The organism is Neobacillus niacini (assembly GCF_036961885.1).
GTDB lineage: Bacteria > Bacillota > Bacilli > Bacillales > Cytobacillaceae > Neobacillus > Neobacillus niacini_H.
The window spans coordinates 13,321-37,719 of record NZ_JBALNQ010000033.1; the positions used below are offsets into that span (position 1 = coordinate 13,321).

The 24,399-nt window shown below is 37.4% G+C and carries 26 protein-coding genes; 16 read left to right on the forward strand and 10 right to left on the reverse strand.

The window, feature by feature from the left end:
• Positions 1 to 1,002, forward strand: coding sequence for a DoxX family membrane protein (locus tag V7124_RS15250; RefSeq protein WP_335490511.1), 1,002 nt, complete (start codon positions 1 to 3; stop codon positions 1,000 to 1,002).
• Between the two features lie 39 nt (positions 1,003 to 1,041).
• Here V7124_RS15250 and V7124_RS15255 read toward each other — a convergent pair whose 3' ends face one another.
• A complete protein-coding gene (locus tag V7124_RS15255) occupies positions 1,042 to 1,704 on the reverse strand; it encodes an FMN-dependent NADH-azoreductase (RefSeq protein ID WP_335411233.1) in 663 nt (220 codons plus the stop codon).
• A 232-nt stretch (positions 1,705 to 1,936) separates the two neighbouring features.
• Here V7124_RS15255 and V7124_RS15260 point away from each other — a divergent pair, with 232 nt between their 5' ends.
• Positions 1,937 to 2,965 (forward strand): GGDEF domain-containing protein, encoded by a 1,029-nt coding sequence (locus V7124_RS15260; RefSeq protein WP_335411231.1) that lies wholly within the window; start codon positions 1,937 to 1,939, stop codon positions 2,963 to 2,965.
• 53 nt (positions 2,966 to 3,018) lie between these two features.
• Here V7124_RS15260 and V7124_RS15265 read toward each other — a convergent pair whose 3' ends face one another.
• From V7124_RS15265 to V7124_RS15275, 3 genes are all read right to left on the reverse strand, one after another.
• Positions 3,019 to 4,029 (reverse strand): DUF1646 family protein, encoded by a 1,011-nt coding sequence (locus tag V7124_RS15265; RefSeq protein ID WP_335411229.1) that lies wholly within the window; start codon positions 4,027 to 4,029, stop codon positions 3,019 to 3,021.
• Positions 4,030 to 4,159: 130 nt separating this feature from the next.
• Positions 4,160 to 4,483: an AzlD domain-containing protein gene (locus V7124_RS15270; protein ID WP_335411226.1), complete on the reverse strand. Its 324-nt coding sequence runs from the start codon at positions 4,481 to 4,483 to the stop codon at positions 4,160 to 4,162.
• Entirely contained in the window at positions 4,480 to 5,205 is a 726-nt protein-coding gene (locus tag V7124_RS15275; RefSeq protein ID WP_335490514.1) for an AzlC family ABC transporter permease, read from the reverse strand. Before V7124_RS15275 ends, V7124_RS15270 begins: the two co-directional genes overlap by 4 nt.
• A 219-nt stretch (positions 5,206 to 5,424) precedes the next feature.
• Between V7124_RS15275 and fabF the strand changes: the two genes are divergently transcribed.
• The 6 genes from fabF (at position 5,425) to V7124_RS15305 (ending at position 10,148) form a co-directional block, all read left to right on the forward strand.
• Positions 5,425 to 6,666: a beta-ketoacyl-ACP synthase II gene (gene fabF / locus V7124_RS15280; RefSeq protein WP_335411220.1), complete on the forward strand. Its 1,242-nt coding sequence runs from the start codon at positions 5,425 to 5,427 to the stop codon at positions 6,664 to 6,666.
• Between the two features lie 189 nt (positions 6,667 to 6,855).
• A complete protein-coding gene (locus V7124_RS15285; RefSeq protein ID WP_335411218.1) occupies positions 6,856 to 7,524 on the forward strand; it encodes a hypothetical protein in 669 nt (222 codons plus the stop codon).
• A 12-nt stretch (positions 7,525 to 7,536) separates the two neighbouring features.
• Entirely contained in the window at positions 7,537 to 7,767 is a 231-nt protein-coding gene (locus V7124_RS15290; protein WP_335411216.1) for a 4Fe-4S dicluster domain-containing protein, read from the forward strand.
• A gap of 20 nt (positions 7,768 to 7,787) precedes the next feature.
• Complete coding sequence (locus V7124_RS15295) at positions 7,788 to 8,852, forward strand: 3-methyl-2-oxobutanoate dehydrogenase subunit VorB (protein WP_335411214.1); 1,065 nt, start codon at positions 7,788 to 7,790, stop codon at positions 8,850 to 8,852.
• Positions 8,849 to 9,601, forward strand: a complete 753-nt coding sequence (locus tag V7124_RS15300) for a thiamine pyrophosphate-dependent enzyme (RefSeq protein ID WP_335411212.1) — start codon at positions 8,849 to 8,851, stop codon at positions 9,599 to 9,601. The genes V7124_RS15295 and V7124_RS15300 overlap by 4 nt, the downstream gene beginning before the upstream one ends.
• Position 9,602: 1 nt before the next feature.
• Positions 9,603 to 10,148 carry a 2-oxoacid:acceptor oxidoreductase family protein gene (locus tag V7124_RS15305; protein ID WP_335411211.1) on the forward strand — a complete coding sequence of 182 codons (546 nt, stop codon included), beginning with the start codon at positions 9,603 to 9,605 and terminating at the stop codon, positions 10,146 to 10,148.
• A 14-nt stretch (positions 10,149 to 10,162) separates the two neighbouring features.
• On the opposite strand, the gene V7124_RS15310 is transcribed toward V7124_RS15305, so the two are convergent.
• Positions 10,163 to 12,340 (reverse strand): MMPL family transporter, encoded by a 2,178-nt coding sequence (locus V7124_RS15310; protein WP_335490517.1) that lies wholly within the window; start codon positions 12,338 to 12,340, stop codon positions 10,163 to 10,165.
• 253 nt (positions 12,341 to 12,593) lie between these two features.
• On the opposite strand from V7124_RS15310, the gene V7124_RS15315 reads away from it, so the two are divergent.
• The 3 genes from V7124_RS15315 (at position 12,594) to proC (ending at position 15,309) form a co-directional block, all read left to right on the forward strand.
• Entirely contained in the window at positions 12,594 to 13,535 is a 942-nt protein-coding gene (locus V7124_RS15315; protein WP_335411208.1) for a sugar-binding transcriptional regulator, read from the forward strand.
• Between the two features lie 103 nt (positions 13,536 to 13,638).
• Complete coding sequence (gene deoC, locus V7124_RS15320) at positions 13,639 to 14,313, forward strand: deoxyribose-phosphate aldolase (RefSeq protein WP_335411207.1); 675 nt, start codon at positions 13,639 to 13,641, stop codon at positions 14,311 to 14,313.
• Positions 14,314 to 14,505: 192 nt separating this feature from the next.
• A complete protein-coding gene (gene proC / locus V7124_RS15325) occupies positions 14,506 to 15,309 on the forward strand; it encodes a pyrroline-5-carboxylate reductase (protein ID WP_335490520.1) in 804 nt (267 codons plus the stop codon).
• Between the two features lie 44 nt (positions 15,310 to 15,353).
• Here the strand turns inward: proC and V7124_RS15330 are convergent, their stop codons facing one another.
• The 3 genes from V7124_RS15330 to V7124_RS15340 form a co-directional block, all read right to left on the reverse strand.
• Positions 15,354 to 15,929 (reverse strand): YitT family protein, encoded by a 576-nt coding sequence (locus V7124_RS15330; protein WP_335411202.1) that lies wholly within the window; start codon positions 15,927 to 15,929, stop codon positions 15,354 to 15,356.
• Between the two features lie 113 nt (positions 15,930 to 16,042).
• Positions 16,043 to 17,035 (reverse strand): inorganic phosphate transporter, encoded by a 993-nt coding sequence (locus V7124_RS15335; RefSeq protein ID WP_335411201.1) that lies wholly within the window; start codon positions 17,033 to 17,035, stop codon positions 16,043 to 16,045.
• Between the two features lie 11 nt (positions 17,036 to 17,046).
• Positions 17,047 to 17,661, reverse strand: coding sequence for a DUF47 domain-containing protein (locus V7124_RS15340; protein ID WP_335490524.1), 615 nt, complete (start codon positions 17,659 to 17,661; stop codon positions 17,047 to 17,049).
• Positions 17,662 to 17,976: 315 nt separating this feature from the next.
• Between V7124_RS15340 and V7124_RS15345 the strand changes: the two genes are divergently transcribed.
• Positions 17,977 to 18,234 carry a GlsB/YeaQ/YmgE family stress response membrane protein gene (locus V7124_RS15345; protein ID WP_335411198.1) on the forward strand — a complete coding sequence of 86 codons (258 nt, stop codon included), beginning with the start codon at positions 17,977 to 17,979 and terminating at the stop codon, positions 18,232 to 18,234.
• Positions 18,235 to 18,280: 46 nt separating this feature from the next.
• Here V7124_RS15345 and V7124_RS15350 read toward each other — a convergent pair whose 3' ends face one another.
• Complete coding sequence (locus V7124_RS15350) at positions 18,281 to 19,198, reverse strand: RluA family pseudouridine synthase (protein ID WP_335411197.1); 918 nt, start codon at positions 19,196 to 19,198, stop codon at positions 18,281 to 18,283.
• A 141-nt stretch (positions 19,199 to 19,339) separates the two neighbouring features.
• Between V7124_RS15350 and V7124_RS15355 the strand changes: the two genes are divergently transcribed.
• The 3 genes from V7124_RS15355 (at position 19,340) to V7124_RS15365 (ending at position 22,380) form a co-directional block, all read left to right on the forward strand.
• Complete coding sequence (locus V7124_RS15355; protein WP_335411196.1) at positions 19,340 to 19,726, forward strand: YhcU family protein; 387 nt, start codon at positions 19,340 to 19,342, stop codon at positions 19,724 to 19,726.
• Between the two features lie 142 nt (positions 19,727 to 19,868).
• Positions 19,869 to 21,611, forward strand: coding sequence for a phospho-sugar mutase (locus tag V7124_RS15360; RefSeq protein ID WP_335490527.1), 1,743 nt, complete (start codon positions 19,869 to 19,871; stop codon positions 21,609 to 21,611).
• 46 nt (positions 21,612 to 21,657) lie between these two features.
• The gene (locus tag V7124_RS15365) at positions 21,658 to 22,380 is read left to right on the forward strand and encodes an SDR family oxidoreductase (RefSeq protein ID WP_335490530.1); all 723 of its coding nucleotides are present in this window, start codon (positions 21,658 to 21,660) and stop codon (positions 22,378 to 22,380) included.
• Between the two features lie 105 nt (positions 22,381 to 22,485).
• On the opposite strand, the gene V7124_RS15370 is transcribed toward V7124_RS15365, so the two are convergent.
• Positions 22,486 to 22,740, reverse strand: a complete 255-nt coding sequence (locus V7124_RS15370; RefSeq protein WP_335411191.1) for a YhdB family protein — start codon at positions 22,738 to 22,740, stop codon at positions 22,486 to 22,488.
• A gap of 206 nt (positions 22,741 to 22,946) precedes the next feature.
• Here V7124_RS15370 and V7124_RS15375 point away from each other — a divergent pair, with 206 nt between their 5' ends.
• Positions 22,947 to 24,356, forward strand: a complete 1,410-nt coding sequence (locus V7124_RS15375; protein ID WP_335411189.1) for a SpoVR family protein — start codon at positions 22,947 to 22,949, stop codon at positions 24,354 to 24,356.
• Positions 24,357 to 24,399: the final 43 nt, after the last annotated feature.

Below are 24,399 nucleotides of genomic sequence, written 5' to 3' on the forward strand. Positions count from 1 at the left end.
ATGGAAAAATTAATAAAAGTCTTCATCTTATTCGTTTTGGTAATTATTTGTTCACCATTTTTAGTTGATGCACATGTAAAATGGTTTACTGAAGTTACACCAGAAAAAGAAGAAATCGAACACATCTTATCGCCAATGTTTATGACGATTACAGTATTGATTGCGGCATTACTTGCTGTATTGACGCAGGTATTGCCGGTATTGGATAAAATCCCAATCACCAAAAAGGTTGATGTGATACTGGACAAATACCGAAAATCTTCGAGATACATATTAAAATATGGTACTGCACTCGCGTTAATGATTCAGGTTTGGTCCGGCACCATATTTGCGCCAGAATTTGCAATCACCAACAACATCGTCCGAATACTAATGTGGCTAACCATCCTTTTATTATTGATTCCAAACCATTATTCTACAAAAGCAGGCGCTATTATTTTATTTGGCTTATTTATTTATCAATTAGCACACTCTGGATTGTTTCATATGCTTGATTATGGGTTTTATCTAGCAATTGTTGGAGTACTATTGGTAGGACGAACACAACTAGAAGATTGGGGGTTTCCATTTCTCTATTTAGGAACAGGATTGTCCTTATGCTGGGTGGCGGTTGAGAAATGGGTCTATCCTGCAATGAGTATTGATATTATTCATCAGCACGCAGTCCCTACATTTGGATTTGCTCCATCAATATTTGTTGTTTTGGCTGCATTTATTGAATTTGTGGTGGGCTATTTGTTAATCGTTGGGATACTGAATCGTCTTTTAGCTTTTGTGCTGACGTTAATTTTTATTTCATCCACGATGCTTTTTGGTGTTACTGAAATTATTGGGCACCTAATGATTCATATCGTTTTAATCATTTTTATTATTGAGGGGGTATCGTTTTACGATCCGCCTATTAAAATCCATAGGACAAAAATTTCTCAAATGGTCTTTGTTTTTTTAAATTTTGTTTTTACAATGGCAACATTCCTTCTTATTTACTATCGGTTTGCGTAATCATAAAAAAAGCTTCCCAAATAAGGAAGCTTTTTTCAGTTAGGCCAAGCTAACTGGAGTTTTTATCATTTCCTTCGCCGCTCTTTTGGCTTCATCTTTTGCTTTTTCAACAATTTCCTGTACTTTTTGCGGGTAAAGGTCTAAAGCTTCTGCAATAATGGTGTCCATCACTTCAATTCCTAAGAAATTGAGCGCAATTCTTAAATAACGATCCCCACATTCTAAATCTTTCATTGGAGTTCCTGTGTATAGACCGCCACGTGTATTGATATGAATGGCTTTTTTACCGGTAAGTAGTCCTTTTGGACCGTTGGCAGTATGGGCAAACGTTTTACCAGCAATAAATAGGTTATCCAAGTATGCCTTTAAAACCGCTGGTGAGCTTAAGTTCCAAATTGGTGAGACGAAAACAAAATAGTCATAAGAGAGAAATTCATCAGCAAGTGCATGCATTTTAAGAATTTTTTCCCTTTCCCCTTCGGTTAATTGATCTAATGTATAACCGTACCCTGCTAATTTGCCACGTGCAGACACTAACTCAGCATCCATATGTGCAATATCTAATGTAAATAAGTCAATCGTTTTAATCTCCATCTCTGGATTTTCTTCCTTTATGGAGTTGATAAATGCTTCACCAATTTTTAGCCCTTTTGATTTCTCAAGGCCTTTAGGGTTTGCTGTAATATATAATAGTTTTTCCACCTAAAAAACACATCCCATCAGTTAATAATCTTCATTACTACTATTATAAGAAAAATTAGCTTGCTTAATTTTGTAAAATAGGTGAATTTCTTGAACATTAGGTGTCATAATCTATTGGGGAAATGGATATTTTTTCATTAATTTGTTAGAAATCATGTTCGATATTTAACCAACAATATATTATGATTAAACTATTACTGATGCAGATTTAACATTAAAGGCGGAATTAACCATGAATCGGAAAATTTCCCAAATTGATAAAGATAGTGAAATAGAGAAGTTACGGATAAGAGTAAAAGAATTAGAGGAGAGAGAAAAACAGCTATTCGAAAGGCTTCGTCACAATGAATCGTTGCATTCTAAGGTTCTTGATGCATTACCTATGAATGTTTTCTTGGAGGATCCTGAAGGTGTGACGATATTTGTAAATAAACAGGTATGTAAAGAACATGGTGTCAAGATGGAAGATATTGTAGGGAAAACAGTGTTTGACTTTTTTCCTGAGCCAATTGCAGAGCGACAACGGGAGATTGACCTAGAAGTGTGGAAAAAGCGTCAGCTGCAAACCAATGAAGTGGAGACAGTATTCCAAGGTAAGAAAATTCATATGCTTACTGGAAAAACCATTATTCATTTGGAAGAATCCCAGAATGATTATTTACTTGGATTTGGATTAGATATAACGGATCTAAAAAATGCAGAAGAGAAGATATCACATATGGCCTACCATGATGCCTTGACTGGTTTACCTAACCGATGGTTTATTAAATCCTGTTTAAAAAGCGTTAAACCTGCTACTGGAATAGTAGATAAAATGAAGGGCGTTCTATTGTTGGATTTAGACCATTTTAAAGTAATTAATGATAGCTTAGGACACGAAGCAGGAGATCTGTTATTGCAATCTGTTGCCTCGAGGTTAAAAGGAGTAATAAAGGCGGATAACGTATTAGCCAGATTTGGCGGAGATGAATTTTTCATACATATTCCCCAAATACTATCAGCAATTGACGCATTTAAAGTAAGTGAAGAAATAATAAATGTTATGAAAGAGCCATTTAATATCTATGGGCACAAGTTTAAGATTTCACCAAGTATCGGTATCAGTCTGTATCCAGTTCATGGTGAAGATATGGAAACTTTAATAAAAAATGCAGACCTCGCTATGTATCAATCAAAAGAGCAGGGGAGAAACTGCTATACATTATTTTCTCCATTGATGAAAGATAAGGCCATTGCCCGGATGAATTTTTTGGCAAAATAAAAAAGAATCGGAATCACTTTTGAGTGAATCTGATTCTTTTTTTGTTTGATGCTTTAAAATAAGAACAGGATAACAAAATAAACGGCCATTGTAATGAGGCCTACAGGAACACCAAATCTTGCCCATTCCTTACTAGTTATATTAAGTTTCCCTGCAGCTATAATATTCGGTATATTTCCAGGTATTAACATCCCGCCACTGATAATTAGACCGAGCAAAACAGCACGAATGGTTTCTTGGTCCATAGCTGGACTAATTTCAGCTGCAGCAAGAGTGGCATTGTCCAAAATAGCAGAAATCATGTTAATCCAATAGAGGAGCATCGGATGAAGCCCTAGTATGTATTCATTAATTAATGGTTCAAAACCATGCCCTAGGAAGGTTAGACCCATAACAAATAAATAGATTTTAGCAGATCGAATCAGAATCTCCTTATAACTTTCCGCTTGTTGTTCTGAACCTAAGCTGTCAGCGCTTTCTATTGGTTTAACTAAAAACCAAGTCAATACTCCAAAGATGACTACAGCGGGAATAACCTCTGGTCCAATCAAATCTACTAAATAGAAAAAGTCAGCATTTAATTTACTAATTGTTATCGTAGCTAATGGCTCGCCTATTGGTGTTAAGGCTGCCCCAAGTCCGATCGAAAAACAAGCTAAGACTGTAAATCGAATTTCAGATTTTCGGTCTAATGTAAGGACATTAATGATAATAACCAGGACTATCGCTGCTATGATTGCCGTAATAATACTTGATGCCAGTCCCAAAATAATCACAGTTAGTCCGAAAAAAATCCTCGGAGATAATAGTTTACTTAGCCACAAAATAGATTTTTCTAGCGGAACCTGTCCCCATTTACAAACTAAACCGGCAATTAAGACAGCAAGCGTAATATTAATTGGGTCAATTAAGGCTTTTTCTATTAAATGTAGATCCATCATGCCACTAATCGTCGCAGCGGCAATCCCCATCACAAATAAGAAGATCTCCAAATTGTGCTCTACTTTTTTAACTGAAAAAGGTAAAAACAAAACCAATATTAAAATTATCAATAAACCAATCATTTATACCAAATCCCTTTTCTATATGATTTAAATCTTCTAATCTATTATATTCTATTTTGCAAAATATTTTTACTGAATTTTTCCTCTTTTGAAAAATCGTAGAAGAAGGTCAGAAAATTGTCAAAAACAATTAAAACAAAAACCTAACAGAAGCCATACATAAGATACCAACAATAACGGTAACGGACAAACTCTTTGTCCATAAGGCTACAATAAGAGTTGGTATAATAGCAGCAACCACACTCCAATCAACTGATAGTAATGATTCGTCTTCGATAATAAAGCTATCCACGATAAGTGCAGAAAAAATACAAATTGGGATATAAGAAAGCCATTTGACCACAATTTTCGGGAGCTGAATATTTCTTATTACTATAAATGGAATGATTCTCGGAATGATGGTTACTATAGCACACCCTAAAATAATTAATAAAACGGATAAATTTATACTCATTTGTCTGTTACCACCCCAATCGTTGCAACCATCATTGTTGATAGAATAATAGCTACATAAGATGGAACGAACATACATAAAACCAACATAAATATAACTATATAAACAATTAATGATAGATAAAACTTCAATTTACCATTTTCAATATTTTGTAATTGCAAAACGAGCAATGCCAAAAACATAGCAGTTAAGGAAAAATCTAATCCCAACACTTCTGGCTCTGATATCCATTTTCCAAAGATGGCGCCCAACATACAAGATAAGATCCAGAATAGGTAAGCTGTTACATTCAACCCATTCATCCATCGGGCATTCATACTTTCCCTTTTAGCAATTTTATTAACGGCAACACCAAACGTTTCATCTGTTACAAGAGCTCCGATTCCGATATTTTTCAATAGAGAATATTTTGTAAATTGGGGTGCCAATGTCATACATAATAAAAAATGCCGTAAATTTACAATAAAAGTTGTAAAAATAATGACTGAAATTGGACTTCCTGATAGTAACAGTGCACAAATAATAAATTGGGCTGCACCAGCATAAACAAATGCCGATAAAAGAGTTACTTCTACTATACTTAGATTTGATGAAGCACCAACAATCCCCGCAGCAATTCCAATACTGATGTACCCAATTAAAGTTGGAATGCAATCTTTTACTCCTTGGGAAAATGTAGGGATATTGTCTTCGTTTGTCATTTCATAAGATAATTCATTCATCGTGTCCCCACCTTTTTGTTGTTTATATGTAGGCTAGAATAAACACAAAAAAGAGTCAAGGAGATTTTTTATGAAGTTAGATTCTACATCAAACCTGAAACGCAACCCAAGAAACGTGCTGTGCCGGAACGAATTAATTTGTCCAGCCACTCTGAATTCGTTAAACTATAGAAAGAGTGTAAGAATCAATGAAAAAATCTATTTGGGAGTGAGCATTAAATGAATAAAAGAGTAGTGATTACAGGTGTTGGAGCAGTCACTCCTTTGGGGAATGATGCTCAAACATCATGGGAACAGATCAAGAGTGGTGTTTCCGGTATTGGCCCTGCAACTCTTTTTGATGTTGAAAAGGTTGACGTCAAGATTGCAGCAGAGGTTAAAGGTTTTGCACCTGAAGAGTTTATGGATAAAAAAGAATCCAGAAGGATGGGTCGTTATAGCCAGTTTGCTATTGCAGCAAGTCAAATGGCTGTTAAGGATGCAGGACTCCAAATTGGAGAGGGAATTCAACCGGAACGTGTTGGCGTTTGGATTGGATCAGGAATTGGCGGCTTGGCTGAATTCGAGGAACAACATCGGAAGTTTATTGAAAAAGGCCAAAGAAGGGTCAATCCGTTTACGATACCGATGTTTATTCCTGATATGGCAGCAGGACAAGTATCCATTTCACTTGGTGCTAAAGGAATCAACAATTGTTCGGTTACAGCATGTGCGTCGGGTGCCAATTCCATTGGTGATGCATTCCGCGTGATTCAAAAGGGGGATGTGGATGTGATGATTGCTGGCGGAACGGAAGCAACCATTACAGGGATGACGGTCGCAGGATTTTCAAATATGACCGCACTTTCAAAAAATCCAGACCCGGCTACAGCAAGCAGGCCATTTGATAAGAATCGTGATGGTTTTGTCATTGGGGAAGGCGCAGGTATTGTAGTTTTAGAAGAATTAGAACATGCATTAGCTCGTGGTGCCGACATTTATGGAGAATTAGTAGGATACGGAGCTACAGGTGACGCTCACCATATTACGACTCCTGCACCTGAGGGAGAAGGGGCAGGGAGAGCCATGAAATTAGCATTAGCTGACGCCGGAATTACACCTGAACAAGTTGACTATATTAATGCTCATGGCACTTCCACCTATTATAATGATTTGTATGAAACCTTAGCCATCAAAGAAGTATTCAAAGACCATGCCTATAAATTATCTGTCAGTTCCACGAAATCAATGACCGGTCACTTATTGGGAGCAACTGGGGCAATAGAAGCCATTTTTTCTCTTTTAGCAATCAAGGATGGAATTATCCCGCCCACGATCAACTATCAAACACCTGATGAACAACTTGATTTAGATTATGTTCCAAACGTAGCAAAGAAGAAGGATGTTCAAGTGGTTTTATCCAACTCATTAGGATTTGGCGGTCATAACGCCACTTTGATCTTTAAAAAATTTACCGAATAACAATATCAACAAAAAATGCTGGAGCATAATTTTTATTATGCTCCAGCTTTTTTAAAAAGCCATGTTCATTAAACTGTGACATTGGTCAACGCAGATTTGTGAAAAGGTAATTTATAATAAAGATATAATCGGTAATTGCATAAATGTAACCGTTTACATTTGAAAAACATTTAGGAGGGATCCGTTACATTGAATAGAATCACCATCCTAACTGGCCATTTTGGGAGTGGCAAAACAGAGATTGCGATAAATCTGGCATTGAACGAGAAAAAGATATATAACAAATTAGCTATTAATGACTTAGATATCATTAACCCTTATTTTCGTTCTAGGGACGTTGCAGATATTTTCGAGCAGCAGGATATTGAATTAATTGCCCCTGCCAACCGCCTGGCAACCTCTGATTTACCCGTTGTTTCGGGGGAAATCTATCGTGTTTTACACGACAATCGGTATCGAGTGATTATAGATGCTGGCGGCGATAAAGACGGAGCAACGGCTTTAGGGCAGTATTATCATGAATGGAAGCATTTAGAACCTGAGCTGTTATTCGTCTTGAACGCTAACCGTCCATATGTCAGCACCTTAGAAGGAGCGAGGTACACGATTGAGCAGATTGAAAAGGCTGCTCGTTTAAAGGTAACGGGAATCATCAACAATTCCAATATCGGCAGCGAAACGAGCATGGCTGACATCCTCAATGGGTATGAATTATGCTCGAAGATATCAAACATGCTTTCGATCCCGCTGCTATACACAACCATCTCTGTGGATATAGAAAATGAAGCCATTTGTTTTGCAAAAAGCCATCAGGTAATGTTCATCAAGCGCTATATGAAATTACCATGGGAAGGATAGGAGTGGAAAACAGTGGATAAGAGAGTTGTTTTTAATGAGGATATTTGTAAATCGTGCGGACTTTGTGTTCAAGTATGCCCAACAAATGTTATTTTTCTAGCAGACTATTTAAATGGAAAAGGCTATCGTCCTGCTGCGGTAACCGACCAGGACCATTGCATAAGCTGTGCAAAATGTGCTCAAGTATGCCCGGATTCTGTTATATCGGTATATAGGCCAGTTAAGGTTTTGCAAACTGTGTAATTTGAAGGGAGTCATAAAGTATGGGGAAAGTGTTAATGAAAGGAAATGAAGTCATTGCGGAAGCTGCAGTTCAAGCAGGCTGCAAGTACTTTTTTGGATACCCAATCACACCGCAAAGTGAGCTGGTAGCCTATATGGCTAGAAGACTTCCTGAAGTTGGTGGTTTATTTCTTCAGGCAGAAAGTGAAATTGCTGCAATCAATATGGTATACGGTGCTGCAGGGACAGGGGTCAGGGTTATGACATCATCGTCAAGTCCAGGTTTTAGCCTAAAACAAGAGGGAATATCCTATTTAGTAGGTTCAGAGCTTCCAGCATTGATTGTAAACATCGTTCGAGGTGGTCCAGGTCTAGGGAATATTCAACCTGCTCAGTCTGATTACTTCCAAGTGACAAAAGGCGGTGGACATGGTGACTATAATATACCAGTGTTAGCACCTGCGTCCTTACAAGAAATAGTAGAATTAACCCGTGAAGCCTTTGAAATTGCTGACCGCTATCGGACACCGGTCATTCTTATGGGAGATGGTATGCTGGGCCAAATGATGGAACCAGTTGAATTTGGTATACATCCTGAAACAAAATTGCCGGAAAAGGATTGGGCGACTACAGGTACACGCGGCGATGGGGCTCCAAAGATTATTACATCTCTTGAGCTTAACGCTGAAGGACTGGAGCTGCGCAACCATGCCCTGCAGAGGAAATTCGCTATGATAAAGGAAAATGAGGTTCGCTACGAAACGTATAAAACGGATGATGCTGACTATATTATGGTCGCTTATGGAACGGTTGCCCGTATAACATTAAATGCTATTAATAAAGCACGCCGTGAGGGTGTTAAGGTTGGTTTGATTCGCCCAATATCCCTTTGGCCATTCCCAGAAAAGCCGTTCATCGAAACTCGGGATAGCGTAAAAGGATTTGTGTCTGTGGAAATGAGTGCTGGGCAAATGGTGGAGGATGTCAGACTTGCTGTTAATGGCCATGCACAAGTAGATTTCTTTGGTCGTACTGGCGGAGTTGTACCTACACAGGAGGAAATCTACGACAAGATTATCACTGTCGCTGGGGGGATCACAGTATGACAATGAAGACCGTTTTTAAAAAAACGAATGGATTAACTGATAAACCAACACATTATTGTCCAGGTTGTACCCATGGAGTTATTCACCGTCTCGTCGGTGAAGTATTAGAAGAAATGGATATTTTAGAAGATACGATTGGAGTTGCTTCGGTAGGATGTTCAGTTTTATCCTATGAATACTTTAACTGTGATATGACCCAGGCTGCACATGGCCGGGCACCGGCAGTTGCTACAGGAGTTAAGAGGGTTTTGCCAGACCGGTTTGTGTTTACTTATCAAGGGGACGGAGACCTAGCATCCATTGGAATAAGTGAAGTCATTCATGCAGCTGCCAGAGGGGAAAAAATTACTGTTATTTTTGTCAATAACGCTATTTATGGTATGACAGGAGGACAAATGGCGCCGACAACCTTAATTGGCCAAAAAACAGCAACCACACCATTTGGCCGTGATGTGAGTATTCAGGGCTCACCGATAAGGGTTTGTGAAATGCTGGCAACACTAGATGGAACGGCCTATATTGAAAGGGTTTCAACACATGATGTTCCACATATTCAAAAAACAAAACGAGCTATTCGTAAAGCATTTGAAGCTCAGAAAAAGGGTCTTGGCTTTTCGATGATAGAAATCCTGTCTACATGTCCAACGAATTGGGGACTTGATCCAAATGAATCGTTAGAGTGGGTGAAAGAAAACATGGTCCCTGTTTATCCTCTTGGAGTTTACAAAAACAAAGAGGGAGAGATGTGATATGTTGGAAGAAATCATTATCGCTGGATTTGGTGGACAGGGTGTTATGTCGATGGGGCAGTTGATTGCTTATGCAGGAATGCTCGAAGGGAAAGGTGTTTCATGGCTGCCATCCTATGGGCCGGAACAACGCGGTGGAACAGCAAATTGTGCAGTGGTAGTGAGCGATGAACAAGTAGGTTCACCGCTAGTAACCAGTCCATCAACGGTCATCGTCTTAAATAATCCTTCCTTTGATAAATTCGAGCCTAAGGTACGTCCAGGTGGCCTTTTGATTACTAATTCATCATTAGTTACGAAAGTATCAGAACGAAAAGACATTGAGGTTATGGAATTGACGGCAACAGATATGGCGAACGACTTAGGCAATGCACGTGTCGCTAATATGATTTTATTAGGAGCATTTTTAGAACGTAAAAAGGTAGTTTCAAGTGACTCCATAATCGAGTCACTAAAAAAAGTTCTATCATCTGAAAAACATCATTTAATCGAAGTAAACAAACAGGCATTGAATAAAGGTGCCTCTGCTGTATCAATGATTGCTTAAGAAAGAAGCCAGCCTTAATCAGGCTGGCTTCTTTCCACGTTTTTATGACCTTTTTTATTAAGTCCGAAGAACCACCAGTTCCAGTCACCAAACAACTTCATTAATGCAGGAACTAGAACCATCCTTACAATGGTGGCATCAATGAAAATGGCAATGGCAATACCGACACCTAACTGTTTAATTGGCATTACACCAGTAAATGCAAAAGCTCCCGTAACAACAATCATAATTGCTGCAGCAGAGGTAATAATCTTACTCGTGTACGTTAACCCAGATATGGTAGCCTCGGTATTATCCCCCGTTTTTAAATAAAACTCCTGAATTCTTGAAATTAAGAAAACTTCGTAATCCATTGAAAGTCCAAAGACTAGGGTGAATACAAAAACGGGTAAAATAAGTGCAATATCGACAGGTTCTATTCCTAAGTGACCCTGCTGAAAAATCCATACCACAATTCCGAACGTACAGCTTAGGCTTAATATATTCATTAAGATTGCCTTTAGCGGAATAAGAATCGAGCGAAAAGCAGCCATGAGAATAAAGAAGGTAGAGACAACGATTAATATTAATCCATAAGGAGCCTTCTTAAATATCTCATCAAAGATTTCTTGTTCAAATTTTATCGCGCCGCCAAAATGAGCATTCAAATCTAAATCCCTGCTAGACCAATCACGGATCCATCCTCTAGCCTCAGCAGAATGATCAGTAGTATTTAGATAGACGTTAATCAGCATTTTGTTGTTTCTAACAAAGTAGTCTAAGATTGGTGCTGTTTGTTCTTTTTGTCCCAAAAGGAGTAGTTGAGAGAGTTGCTCCTCATCTTGAATGCCGGTTGCAGAAAAGGGAGAATCAACCGTGTCAACTAGTTTATCCGTCGTAATATCCTCAAGAAGTTTGTCTACTTTCCGAAGATTTACCGGTTCTAGAATATTTCCCTCTGTCTCAAGAACAATCGTTACTTTCTTTTCAGTTCGTTTATCCTTAGGGATAAAATGGTCCTCAAAATCCTCAAAAGCTACTCTTGAAGGATATTTAGCCGGCAGCGATTCTACTCCAGGAATCGACATAGTCATTTGTGCAACAGGGATCAGTCCAGCTAACAGAATGGCTAAGGATAGCCCTGCCATAAGAACAGGGTGCCTCATCACAAACTTAGCAAACCTGTGCCAAAAATTTGTTTTCTTATTTGTTACACGAAGGATGCTAAATTTGTTAATCCTTGTTCCGATAACAGCAAGTAAGGCGGGAAGAAAAGTCAAAGCACAAAAAGCTGAAAGGAAGACAACCGTCATACCACCAAGAGCTACATTCTGAAAAATGTCAATTTGAATGAACCATAGGGCTGATAACCCAATAAAAACACAAAGACCTGAAAATACTATCGAACGACCAGCGGTTGCAACGCTAATTTCAATCGCTTCCTGAATGGATTTAGTATGTAATTCCTCTTTGTAGCGGTTGATTAATAATAAGGCAAAGTCAATGCTTAAAGCGAGTCCAATCATTGGGACAATATTTAGTATGAAGATGGTTAAATTAGTACCATAACTAAAAAAGTAAACGACGCCCATTGTAGCTAAAATCGAAACAACCCCAATAACAATCGGTATGGAGGCAGCAATTAATCCGCCAAAAGCTAGGACCAAAACGATTAATGCAATGGGGAGTCCAATCATTTCCGCTTTCGCTAAATCTTCTTGGCTAGCGATATTTAGGTCTTGAACAATGATTGGCTCACCGGTCATGGTAACTTTTAATCCCTTTTTATTTTTAAGTAATTGGTTCAATTGATCAATTTCTTTGCCTAGGTCTTCAGCTTTTTTATCAAAGGATAATAATGCATAGGCAAATTCATCTTTTATCATCCCTTCTCTATCAAAGGGAGTGGTAATATGGTTTGCACCATCAAATTGTTTGAGATCTTCAATGGTTGCTTTGATATACTGATTCCAATCATGTTCATTAACCTTACTGTCTCTTTGAAAGACAAGGATGATAGAAGATTTTGCTTGTCCGAATTCATTTTCAAGCAATTTTCTTGTCTCATTGTATTCACCTTTATATTCAAAACCATTTCCGCTTAAAACAGAAGGGAGTTTTAATGCGAATACAATCGATAGTCCAATCATTAGTATCCAAATGGCAAGTACCCATTTTCGATTGCGGTATATGAATCCCCCGACTTTACTCAATTTTTTCGAACCTCCTTTTTAGGTAATAATTCCCTTACCTTAGTATATCAGAACCCGTTTATACTAACGGTTAACTATTTCATGTCAAACACAATAATAAATATGATAAGAATCATTCCCTCAATAATTAATGAAAATACAACAATGGTACAAGAGGGGAAAATTGAAATATTGTTCAAACTATATTTTACAAATGAAAAAAATATCATATCTTGTTATAATGGAGAAAAGTCTGGATCGAAGGTGATGAACAGTGGACCGTGAGAAATTAAGTAAGATAATTGAAGCAGCAAAATTATATTACATATTGGATTATAATCAAAACGAAATTGCTAAGGTATTGGGTATTTCACGCCCCACCGTTTCGCGTCTATTACAACAAGCAAAAGAAAAGGGAATTGTTCAAATTACGATCATGGACCCAACTGAGGATGTTGAAAATCTGGCCGCACAATTGGAAAAAAAGTTCAACTTAAAAAGGGCAATCGTTGCCTCAATTCCGCAATTTGAAGATCATATAATAAAAAATTATCTCGGTGAAAAAGCAGCATTATTTCTCGATGAAATTGTAAAGGATCAAGATATTATCGGGGTAACCTGGGGCACGACGGTGTACCATATTGCCGTAGAGTTAAAGCAGAAATTTGTCAAAGGCGTCAAGGTTGTCCAATTAAAAGGAGGCGTCAGCCACGCAGAAACAAATACGTATGCCTCTGAAATCTTGTACCTTTTTGGGAAGGCCTACAATACTACTCCCCTTAATCTTCCCTTGCCGGCAATCGTGGACCATGTTGTGGTAAAACAGGCAATGGAGGCTGATCGTCATATTCATAAAATCCTTGAACTGGGTAAGCAAGCTAACATAGCATTGTTTACGATTGGTTCTATTAAAAAGGATTCCTTATTATTTCAAATGGGTTATTTTACTGAAAGTGACCAGAAGGCATTAAATGAAAAAGCAGTCGGGGATATTTGTTCTCGTTTTTTTGATAAAGATGGTGCAGTATGTAATGAAAGTCTGAATGAAAGAACACTTGGCGTTAAACTCGAGGACCTGCGGCAAAAGGAATATTCGATACTCGTTGCAGGTGGACCCAATAAAATTGAAGGCATTTACGGTGCACTAAAAGGACAGTATGCTAATGTTTTAATAACGGACCAATTCACTGCCAAGTTCCTTCTTGATAAAAAATAATTACTTTACATTTGTTCAAATAACTGTTTACAAATGTTCAATTTCTTTGTTATAGTTAAATTGTGAAGGTACAAAAGTAAATTAAAAATATGGAGGTTACATGATGACTCAAAATGTTACTAAAATGATTGATCATACATTATTAAAAGCAGATGCAACAAAAGAAGCAATCGTGAAGTTAGTGGAAGAAGCAAAAGAATATTCATTTGCTTCTGTGTGTGTTAACCCAACTTGGGTAAAAATAGCAGCAGAAATGCTTAAAGATACCCCAGAAGTTAAAGTATGTACAGTAATCGGATTTCCTTTAGGTGCGTCTACATCAGAAACAAAAGCATTTGAAACAAAGAATGCAATTGAAAATGGTGCAAATGAAATCGATATGGTTATCAATATTTCCGCACTTAAAGATAAACAAGATGACCTAGTCAAAAAAGATATCACAGCAGTTGTTGAGGCAGCAAAAGGAAAAGCATTAACAAAGGTTATTATTGAGACATGTCTATTAACAAATGAAGAAAAGGTAAGAGCTTGCGAACTCGCAGTAAAAGCTGGCGCAGATTTTGTAAAAACTTCTACCGGGTTTTCAACTGGTGGAGCTACTGTTGAAGATATCCGTTTAATGCGTGAAACAGTAGGACCAGAGATTGGTGTTAAAGCTTCTGGAGGTGTACGCAGTTTAGAGGACGCACTTGCAATGGTTGAAGCTGGAGCCACTCGTATTGGTGCAAGTTCTGGAGTATCGATTAGTAAAGGCGAACGATCTTTAAGCGATTATTAATTATAGATTGGCATAACAAAATAAATGTATAGACAGGAGACCAGTTTCCTGTCTTTTTTAATGTCTCCTGCTTATGAGTATAATTGTTAGGATGGACAGATATTAATAATATCGCAATCGAAAAAGGTTGATTGGTGGAAGGATGTATTTTTATATCCATTAAAGGAATGAAGTAGAAAAGGGGAGGATTTTTTGAATAAAAAAATCGGATTCATTGGTGCTGGAAAAATGGCCCAAGCGATGATTGAAGGTATCTTAAAATCAAAGATAATACCAAAAGAAAATATGATTGCTAGTGCTAAATCAATAAGTACGGTTGATAAAATTAAAACAAACTATCTAATTGCTGCCACCAATAATAATTTAGAAGTAGCTAGGGGTGCTGATATTCTTTTCCTAGCTGTAAAGCCTAACCAATATACTGAAGTAATTGGAGAGATAAAAAATGAACTCAATCAGGATTGTATTATTATTACAATTGCTGCTGGGATTACCTTAGAGGATATAGATAATGCATTTGGTATTCGTATGAAGGCTGTTCGGACAATGCCCAACACCCCTTCATTGGTTGGCGAGGGAATGTGCGCTATTTGTCCCAATAATCGGCTTAGTGAGGAAGATGTTTTGATGGTTGAGCGTCTTTTCAATACCTTTAGTAAAACAGAGAGGCTTGAAGAAAACTTAATGGATGCTGTTCCAGCTATAAGTGGTTCATCCCCAGCCTATGTGTACCTGTTGATTGAAGCAATGGCTGATGGAGGTGTAATGCAAGGAATTCCAAGAGATAAGGCATACCGTCTGGCGGCACAGGCAGTCCTTGGCGCTGCTAAAATGGTACTAGAAACTGAAAGTCACCCCGGTAAACTTAAGGATGATGTTTGTACGCCAGGCGGAGCAACGATAGATGCTGTTGCTGTCCTTGAGAAGAAGCAATTTCGTGGTTCAATACTTTCTGCAATGGAAAGCTGCACGGAAAAAGCGAAGTCATTAAAATAAATGTACGTTAAAAGAACCCACTTATGTAGGTTCTTCTTTTTGCATTAATATATTTCTGGCCTTTTAATAACGGTTATCGACGTCATCAAGGCAACAAAAATAATTGCAAGAAGAGAATAGAAAAATTTTTCTAATCCTACCACTCCAATTCCGCTTGCAATAACAAGACTATCAAGTAAAAAAATGATGAGCCCAACATTGATAGAGGTGAATTTTGTAAGGATTTGTGCTAGTAAATCTGTTCCACCCGTACTTGTTTCATAGCGGAGCATTAAACCAATCCCAACACCTACAAGGATGCCGCCAATGACCGTACTAGGAAAAATACCTAGCTGTATTTTTCCATTAATAAACGAGAGTAAGTCAATGCAAAAGGAAGAGATAATCAGTCCATGCAGACTGTAATAAAAATACCTTCTTTCAAAAAACCATGCCAAGATATAGAGAGGAAGACTTAAAACGATCATACTAAGGCCAGTTGGCCAGCCGTAAAAATAGTGCATGATTAGCCCTAAGCCAATAACGCCTCCATCAAGCAGATGATAGGGCACTAGAAAACCATTGACACCAAGACTTAGTAATAAACTGCCAATAAGCATAGCGATAATTTTATGTTTCATGGCGATCACTCCAAAACTTGTCCCTACTTAAAAAGTATGAAGATGAATTACATTTAGAAGTGTTCACAATAAAAAAAGAGGATGGAAAATACCATCCTCTTGAAACGTATTGTTTAAAAAAACAGATCTAAGATGAAAAAACAAATGGCTGCTATTGCTGCTGATATAGGGAGGGTAATTACCCAGGTAATCAGCATTCTTTGAGCTGTATCCCATTTTACACCCTTTAATCGATGAGAAGCTCCCACTCCTAGAATTCCTGAAGAAATAACATGTGTTGTACTAACTGGTACATGCAAGAATGTAGCACCGAAAATAACAGCTGCACCAGTCAAATCTGCAGCTACCCCATTAATTGGTCTAATCTTCATGATTTTTCCACCAACAGTTTTAATAATCTTCCAGCCACCCACTGACGTTCCTAGACCCATTGCAAGTGCACAAGAGAATTGTACCCAAAACGGAACATCTGCATTTGCACCTAGGTAACCGTTGGCAATAAGGGCCATCGTGATTATCCCCATTGCTTTTTGGGCATCATTCGTACCATGGGAATAAGATTGAAGTGCTGCTGTTGCGATTTGCATATAGCGAAAGTTTCGATTTGTTTTAGCTAAATTTGCATTCTTAAATACTACTTTAAAAATACTGTAAACAATATAGCCGACCGCAAAAGCCAATATTGGTGAAAGGATAAGTGCTTCTAATATCTTAAGAAATCCAGTGTAGTTAAGTGCGCCAAACCCTGCTGAAGCCATAGCCGCTCCCGCAATTGAACCAATTATCGCATGGGAAGAACTACTAGGGATTCCGAAATACCATGTAAGTAAGTTCCAAAAAATGGCTGAAATAAGTGCTGCAAGAATAACGACAGACCCATTTTCAAGTGTAAAAGGATCAACAATATCCTTAGAAATTGACTTAGCGACACCTGTAAACGTCATTGCACCAACAAAGTTCATAATTGCAGCTAAAAGAATGGCATGACGTGGTTTAAGAGCCTTTGTAGAAACAGAGGTAGCGATTGAGTTAGCCGTATCATGGAACCCATTTATAAAGTCAAATACAAGGGCACCAACGACAACTAAAATAATTAATATTTCCATTTGTGTGCTCCTTACGCATTTTTCATGATGATGGCTTCAAGTGTATTAGCAACTGACTGACAGCTATCAGCAATTTCTTCGAGATTTTCATAAATTTCCTTAAACTGAATAATCCTTATTGGATCTTTTTCGACTGCGAATAAATGCTTAATCGATTGACGTAAAATGTTATCGCATTTTGATTCGTAATCTTTAATTTTTATTGCATGCTCCCTCATTTGAGGCAATTTTTTACTTGCTAACAATTCAATTGCTTTATCAATTTCATGAACACTGGATTTTATGGCACTAACAAATTGAAGCATAAAATCATCTGCCTGTGTAATGGAATACATTTCAAATAATGCTGCTGTTGCTTCAAGGCCGTCCAAAACATCATCCATACTGTTTGCTAGATGAAGAATATCTTCACGTTCAATAGGAGTGATAAATGCATCATTTAATTGTTTAATTACTTCATGAACAAAGGTATCACCCTTCGTTTCAATTTCTTTCATTTTTTCAGAGAAAATTTTCAAATCACTTACATTTTTTAATTTATAATCAGTAAAGTAAATTGCACCTTCCTTTAAGTTAGAAGAAATATTACTTAATAAAGCAGAAAATTTATCAACCTTTTTTGCCATTTTGAATCCCCCTAAAGTATGTATAAGTAGTTACGACAACGGATATCATTTTAGCGGAAAAATACTTAAAAAAATACAAAAAGTTAACGTAATTTACAAAAACTTAACAAAAGAATATTCTGCAAATTTTTCAATGCTATAACCATAGATATTCCATTAATGTAACCTGAGGAAATACAATTATGTATATTTTTTGCTAACTGTATTTCTTAAGAATGTTTTTTAATAAAATGGGTACTTTAATGGTTACACGGGTGCCATGATTTATAAATAACCGTGTTATAAAAAGATATTTACAAAAAAGGAGTGTTCTGAATGAGTTTCATTTGGGCATTAATCGTTGGTGGCGTTATTGGCTGGTTAGCTGGTCTTATTGTTGGTAGGGATATTCCAGGTGGTATTTTTGGTAATATTATTGCTGGTTTTATTGGTGCATGGCTAGGTACTTTACTTCTAGGAAATTGGGGACCAAATGTGGCTGATTTTGCCATTATCCCGGCCATTATCGGGGCTGTAGTCTTAGTCTTCCTGCTGTCACTTGTAATGAGAGCATTCAGGAAAACAGACAGATAAATAAAATAAAGGCCTCCCTTTTAAAAGAAGGGGAGGTCTTTATTGATTATAAACTATAGACATCAATGTCTTTGAATATAGGAGATTTATCAATCATTGGAGCATAGCAAATGATCTCTTCACCAGTAATGGGGTGTGTGAATGCTAATTTTGCAGCATGAAGTGCCTGCCTATCGTAGGTTGGTTTCCCTCCATATAATATATCCCCAATTAAAGGGTGACCGATGTGGCTAAAATGAACACGTATTTGATGGGTCCTCCCTGTTTCAAGCCAGCACTTAACATACGAATTACTGTTTTCAACTTTAATGAATTGATAATGTGTGATGGCGTTTTGGCCAGATGGAGAAACTCTTCTTCTAGTGGGATGATGACGGTCCCGTCCTATTGGTTCATCGATGGTCCCTTTCTTCTTGTTTATATGACCCTGGATAATTGCCAAATAGGTCCTTTTAATTTCACGTTTTTCGAGCATTCGATCTAAGATCGCACCGGCAAGCGAGTGTTTCGCAAAGAGGATAGCACCAGTAGTGTCCTTGTCTAAGCGATGTATCTGGTGTATATTACCATTTTCACCTTTTGATTCAAGATAGAACTTTGCTGCATTTACAAGTGTATTTTGATCCTTTTCATCATTAGGATGTGTGTTCATAAAAGGTGGTTTATTAAAAACAATTACATGATCATCTTCAAACAAGACTTGTACATCATAAAAGAAAGCGGGAATGGAATTTTGGTCCTCTTCATCAAATAATTTAATAAGAACCTTATCTCCTGTTACGAGCGGTATACTCCAATTGGCTTTGTTTCCATTTACTTGTATTTTATGTTCCATGCGGAATAAATGAGTTAGTTTTCTTGGGACCTCCCATTCGTTTCGAAGTATATCCTCAATGGTTTTTCCTTGCCATTTTTTTGGTGTAATCAATTCCATCCAGTTGCCTTTTCGCGTTGTTTTCAGCATTTTAACTCCCTCTCTTTTTACTTGGAAATTCCCTAAAGTAATAACGTGGTTTTAATTACCAACGTAAATGAGTCTTTTTCTGTGCTATTCTTATGTATATATATTACGATAGATTATTGTTATCGCAAAGGTGGGTTACAAGTGAAAATTGTTTTTGCCCCGACGCCGGGACAGGAAGAAGAAATTTGTGGACTTGTGAGTTATATCTATTCTTCTGTTTTTCCACTCTATTTTACGGATGAGGAAATTAGTGAGTTTGATCAATTAAAAGTATTGCATACACCAGAAGACTTTAATACATTAAAAGATGCTTTTCAAGTAATGGCCAGTATGCAGACGGTTATCTCAATACTTGAGTCGCCATCTCTTGATGAACAATATGCAGCATTATTTAACAGGAATGTTTCCACCCTGCAGGAATATGGTCTTTTCTTTCCGTTTGGGTTTGAACAATTTGTTGAAGCAAGGACTATGAAAAATAGTATCTTTAGTATTTATATCAAAGCCGCAAATGAAGTCCTTATATAAGTTCGGAAAGATGTCTGCGATTGCAGGCATTTTTTTATTAATTATCCTTGGAACTAACAGAGATAAAATATACAATAAATAGGTGTAAGTTTATTGGAGAATCAAACAATATAAATATGTAAGGGACAAGGAGGAAAAAATCATGAATTGGAAAGAGAATGCAACGAGATGGCTTGAGTTTTCTACTTTAAATGATGAGTTAAAACAACAGATTGAGGAAATAAAGAATGATGAGAAACAGCTTGAGGAAGTTTTTTATAAAAATCTTGAGTTCGGTACAGGCGGAATGCGAGGAGAAATTGGTGTAGGAACCAATCGTATGAACCTGTATACTGTTCGCAAAGCTTCTGCTGGATTAGCTGCATACATAGACGAACAAGGTAGTGAGGCAAAACAACGGGGTGTGGTCATTGCCTACGATTCAAGACATAAATCTCCAGAGTTTTGTATGGAGGCTGCCAAAACACTTGCCACTAAAGGAATAAAAACATATGTGTTTGATGAATTAAGACCAACTCCTGAACTTTCGTTTGCCTTAAGGTATTTAAATGCCTTTTCAGGAATAGTCATTACGGCTAGCCATAACCCGCCGGAATATAACGGATATAAAGTATATGGTTCAGACGGTGGTCAGTTACCGCCGGATGCTGCAGACGTGGTAATTTCGAAGGTTAACGAAATAGAGAACGAATTGTTAATTGAGGTTGATACTGAGGAAAATCTCAGAGCCCTTGGATTAATTAACACAATCGGTGCGGAAATTGACCAAGCTTATATCGAAAAACTAAAAACTATTTCTGAAAATCCAGGCATCGCAAATGAAATAGATGTAAAAATCGTATTTACACCATTGCATGGGACTGCGAATAAGCCTGTTCGCTCAGCTTTAGAAGCATTAGGATATACAAACGTAACCGTTGTGAAGGAACAGGAATTGCCAGATCCTGAATTTTCAACCGTAAAAAGCCCAAATCCTGAGGAACATGCAGCGTTTGAATTAGCAATAAGGGATGGTAAAAAAGTTGGAGCTGACCTTTTAATCGCAACTGACCCAGATGCAGATCGTTTAGGAATAGCAGTGCGTAATCATGAAGGAGAGTATATTGTTTTAACAGGGAATCAAACCGGTGCATTATTGTTAGATTATATCCTCACTCAAAAACAGAGCAAAGGGACTCTTCCGACAAATGGAGTTGTCCTAAAAACGATTGTGACATCTGAAATCGGCAGAAAAATCGCTCAAGCATATAATTTACCTACCTTTGATGTCTTAACAGGTTTTAAATTTATTGCTGAAAAGATAAAAGAATATGAGTTAACGGGAGAGAATTCTTTCTTATTTGGTTATGAAGAAAGTTATGGTTACCTTATTGGAGATTTTGCACGGGATAAAGATGCCGTTCAAGCAGCTATTTTAGCTGTTGAAGTGTGTGCCCACTATAAAAAACAGGGTAAATCGCTTTATGAGGGCTTACTGCAAGTATTTGAAAAGTATGGTTATTATCAGGAAGGTCTTAGGTCGTTAACATTAAAAGGTAAAGAAGGTGCGGAACAAATTCAGCAGATTCTAGCTTCTTTCCGTTCTGAGCCAATAAAGAAACTTGGTAATTTAACGATTTCAATATCAGAGGATTACTTAACTAGTATTCGACAAACAACTAATGGAGAAGAGAAGATCGATTTACCGAAATCAAATGTCTTAAAATATACATTTACAGATGGTTCTTGGGTATGCTTGAGACCTTCGGGTACAGAACCAAAAGTGAAATTTTACTTTGGTGTGAATAGCGATAGTTTGGCTGAAAGCAGGAATAAATTACTTGAAATTGAAAGTAATTTTATGGGGCTTGTTGACGAAAAAATCAAAATGGTGACAGGTAACTAATTTTTCAACACTCATCTAAGTATTTCAATACGAAAGGTATGAAAATATGTTAAAGGGTCAAATAGCGATTGTCACGGGTGCTTCAAGAGGAATTGGTAAAGAAATTGCGGCTAAACTTGCTGAGCAAGGAATGAAATTAGCAATTATAGGGAGTTCAGCCCAAATTTCAGAAACGGCTGATGAACTAAAGAAAAAAGGATTCCCTCATATACTGCCAATTCAAGCTGATGTATCTAAAGAAGAAGACTTGCAGCAGGTGGTTAAGAAAACCATTGAGGAATATGGTCATGTGGATATGTTGGTGAATAATGCTGGTGCCGGATTCTTTAAACTAACAGAGGAAGTGTCGCTTGAAGAATGGAAAAAGGTGTTTGAAGTAAATGTACAGGGTGTGTTTCTTGCTACGAAAGCTGTTCTGCCACATATGAAAGAGCGTAGAACAGGTACCATTATTACGATTGCTTCGGATGTAGCCAGATATACCATTCCCAACGGTGCTGCTTATACCGCAACTAAATATGCTGTACAAGGCTTTTCTGGTTCTGTCTCCCAAGAAGTACGTGAGTATGGCATACGAGTGGGAACCATCAACCCGGGTATGGTTGATACCTATTTTGCCGAATCGACACAAGGATTACCAGAGAAACAGGATTGGCTTAAAGTTGAAGATATTGCTAATGCAGTTGTGTATATGGCTTCAGCGCCTAAGTATATGGTCATTGATGAGATTGTACTACATCCTCTTGTACAACAATATCCTATTGCTTAATATAGATATTTTAACGGCTTCCGGTAGGAAGCCGTTTTTTTTGGTGGAATTCTTTGGTCCGGTTGGGTAAACATTTCTCAACAATAATAGTATCCACTTGGTATTTCAGGAAAGACTATACATCGGTAACTCATTATTTTCAGGATCAATGGTTTCGTTAGCATGGTCGATATAACGAAGTAGCGAATATAATTTGTTTTCAATAACTGAATAGTCACGTTCAAAGTTGTAAGCATGCAGGAATTGCTCTATCCGCTTTGATAACAATTGGTCTTTTGTACGCACCATGAGTATCAGTAAATTATCCCATTCAGAGCGATGTGTATAATACAAGGCTCGATCATAATCCATTTTATTCATTTGTTTTGTCTCCTCCTTACTAGGAGTTGAAGTTATTTTATGATATTTTAGCGATAACTTTCACAGAAAATGTTGGACAATCCGTTCTAACGCGGTTTTCAACTTTTACCTGTATAACATTCTAAACAAGTGACAACAAAAATCTTGTTTCATCAATCCCAGATTTACTTCATACATTGTGGTAAGAGGTAAAAGGGGGAATGGAGATGAATGGGGACGATCGCAAAGCACTTGAATATGCAATTAGTGAGATAACTGAAATAGCCCGTGGATTTGGTTTAGACTTTTATCCGATGCGGTATGAAATTTGTCCAGCGGAAATCATTTACACTTTTGGTGCATATGGTATGCCCACCAGATTTTCACACTGGAGCTTTGGCAAGCAATTCCATAAAATGAAGCTGCATTATGACTTAGGACTCAGTAAAATTTATGAACTGGTTATTAATTCGAATCCTTGCTATGCATTCTTATTAGATTCGAATGCACTCATCCAAAATAAATTAATCGTTGCACACGTTCTTGCCCATTGTGATTTCTTTAAGAATAATGTTCGGTTCCAGAATACAAAGCGGGATATGGTTGAAAGTATGGCTGCAACAGCAGAAAGAATCCGTCTTTACGAGATCCAATATGGAAAAAGGGAAATCGAAACATTCTTAGACGCGGTATTGGCGATTGATGAACATATTGACCCTTCTTTAATGAGACCTAAGCTAGCTTGGTCCATGGAAGATGATGTAGAAGAAGAGATACAGCCAACTGCATCACCTTATGATGATTTATGGAAGTTAGATGACAAAGACAAGAAGCAGACAAATCAGCCGAGGAAGAAACAATTTCCTCCCAAACCAGAGAAAGATTTATTATTATTTATTGAATCCTACAGCCGAGAACTTACGGATTGGCAGCGAGATATTTTGACAATGATGAGAGAAGAAATGCTGTATTTTTGGCCGCAGCTTGAAACGAAAATCATGAATGAGGGTTGGGCATCTTATTGGCATCAAAGAATCATTAGAGAGATGGACTTAACCAGTGGTGAGGCACTAGAGTTTGCAAAATTAAACGCAGGAGTTGTCCAGCCATCAAAAACAGGCATAAACCCATACTATCTTGGCATTAAGATTTTTGAGGATATTGAAGAACGGTACGATAATCCGACTGAAGATATGATAAGAAGAGGCGTTAAGCCTGGTTCTGGCCGTGAAAAAATGTTTGAAGTTCGCGAAGTGGAATCGGACATATCGTTTTTGCGTAATTATTTAAACAAAGACCTCGTTATGAGAGAAGATATGTATCTGTTTCAAAAACAGGGAAGAGATTACAAAATTGTTGATAAACAATGGGAACAGGTCCGCGATCAGTTAGTAAACATGCGGGTAAATGGAGGGTTTCCATACATTACTGTCAATGATGGTGACTATTTAAAAAACGGGGAACTTTATTTAAAGCATTGGTTTGAGGGTGTAGAATTAGATGTGAAATATTTAGAAAAGGTTTTGCCCTATATTCAACAATTATGGGGAAGACCTGTTCATATTGAGACGATGATTGAAGAGCGGAGAATGTTGTTTTCGTATGATGGAAAAGGTGTTCATCGGAAGTATTTGTAACCATGTAGGCAGCTATTAAAGAATAGCTGCCTTTATTATTTGA

Coding starts and splice junctions, on each gene's coding strand:
- V7124_RS15305 (WP_335411211.1), top strand. CDS start 9,603: ATGTTGGAAGAAATCATTATCGCTGGATTTGGTGGACAGGGTGTTATG.
- fabF (WP_335411220.1), top strand. CDS start 5,425: ATGAATAAAAGAGTAGTGATTACAGGTGTTGGAGCAGTCACTCCTTTG.
- deoC (WP_335411207.1), top strand. CDS start 13,639: ATGACTCAAAATGTTACTAAAATGATTGATCATACATTATTAAAAGCA.
- V7124_RS15330 (WP_335411202.1), bottom strand. CDS start 15,929: ATGAAACATAAAATTATCGCTATGCTTATTGGCAGTTTATTACTAAGT.
- V7124_RS15260 (WP_335411231.1), top strand. CDS start 1,937: ATGAATCGGAAAATTTCCCAAATTGATAAAGATAGTGAAATAGAGAAG.
- V7124_RS15340 (WP_335490524.1), bottom strand. CDS start 17,661: ATGGCAAAAAAGGTTGATAAATTTTCTGCTTTATTAAGTAATATTTCT.
- V7124_RS15275 (WP_335490514.1), bottom strand. CDS start 5,205: ATGAATGAATTATCTTATGAAATGACAAACGAAGACAATATCCCTACA.
- V7124_RS15300 (WP_335411212.1), top strand. CDS start 8,849: ATGACAATGAAGACCGTTTTTAAAAAAACGAATGGATTAACTGATAAA.
- V7124_RS15345 (WP_335411198.1), top strand. CDS start 17,977: ATGAGTTTCATTTGGGCATTAATCGTTGGTGGCGTTATTGGCTGGTTA.
- V7124_RS15375 (WP_335411189.1), top strand. CDS start 22,947: ATGAATGGGGACGATCGCAAAGCACTTGAATATGCAATTAGTGAGATA.
- V7124_RS15360 (WP_335490527.1), top strand. CDS start 19,869: ATGAATTGGAAAGAGAATGCAACGAGATGGCTTGAGTTTTCTACTTTA.
- V7124_RS15365 (WP_335490530.1), top strand. CDS start 21,658: ATGTTAAAGGGTCAAATAGCGATTGTCACGGGTGCTTCAAGAGGAATT.
- V7124_RS15295 (WP_335411214.1), top strand. CDS start 7,788: ATGGGGAAAGTGTTAATGAAAGGAAATGAAGTCATTGCGGAAGCTGCA.
- V7124_RS15265 (WP_335411229.1), bottom strand. CDS start 4,029: ATGATTGGTTTATTGATAATTTTAATATTGGTTTTGTTTTTACCTTTT.
- V7124_RS15270 (WP_335411226.1), bottom strand. CDS start 4,483: ATGAGTATAAATTTATCCGTTTTATTAATTATTTTAGGGTGTGCTATA.
- V7124_RS15335 (WP_335411201.1), bottom strand. CDS start 17,035: ATGGAAATATTAATTATTTTAGTTGTCGTTGGTGCCCTTGTATTTGAC.
- V7124_RS15350 (WP_335411197.1), bottom strand. CDS start 19,198: ATGCTGAAAACAACGCGAAAAGGCAACTGGATGGAATTGATTACACCA.
- V7124_RS15250 (WP_335490511.1), top strand. CDS start 1: ATGGAAAAATTAATAAAAGTCTTCATCTTATTCGTTTTGGTAATTATT.
- V7124_RS15370 (WP_335411191.1), bottom strand. CDS start 22,740: ATGAATAAAATGGATTATGATCGAGCCTTGTATTATACACATCGCTCT.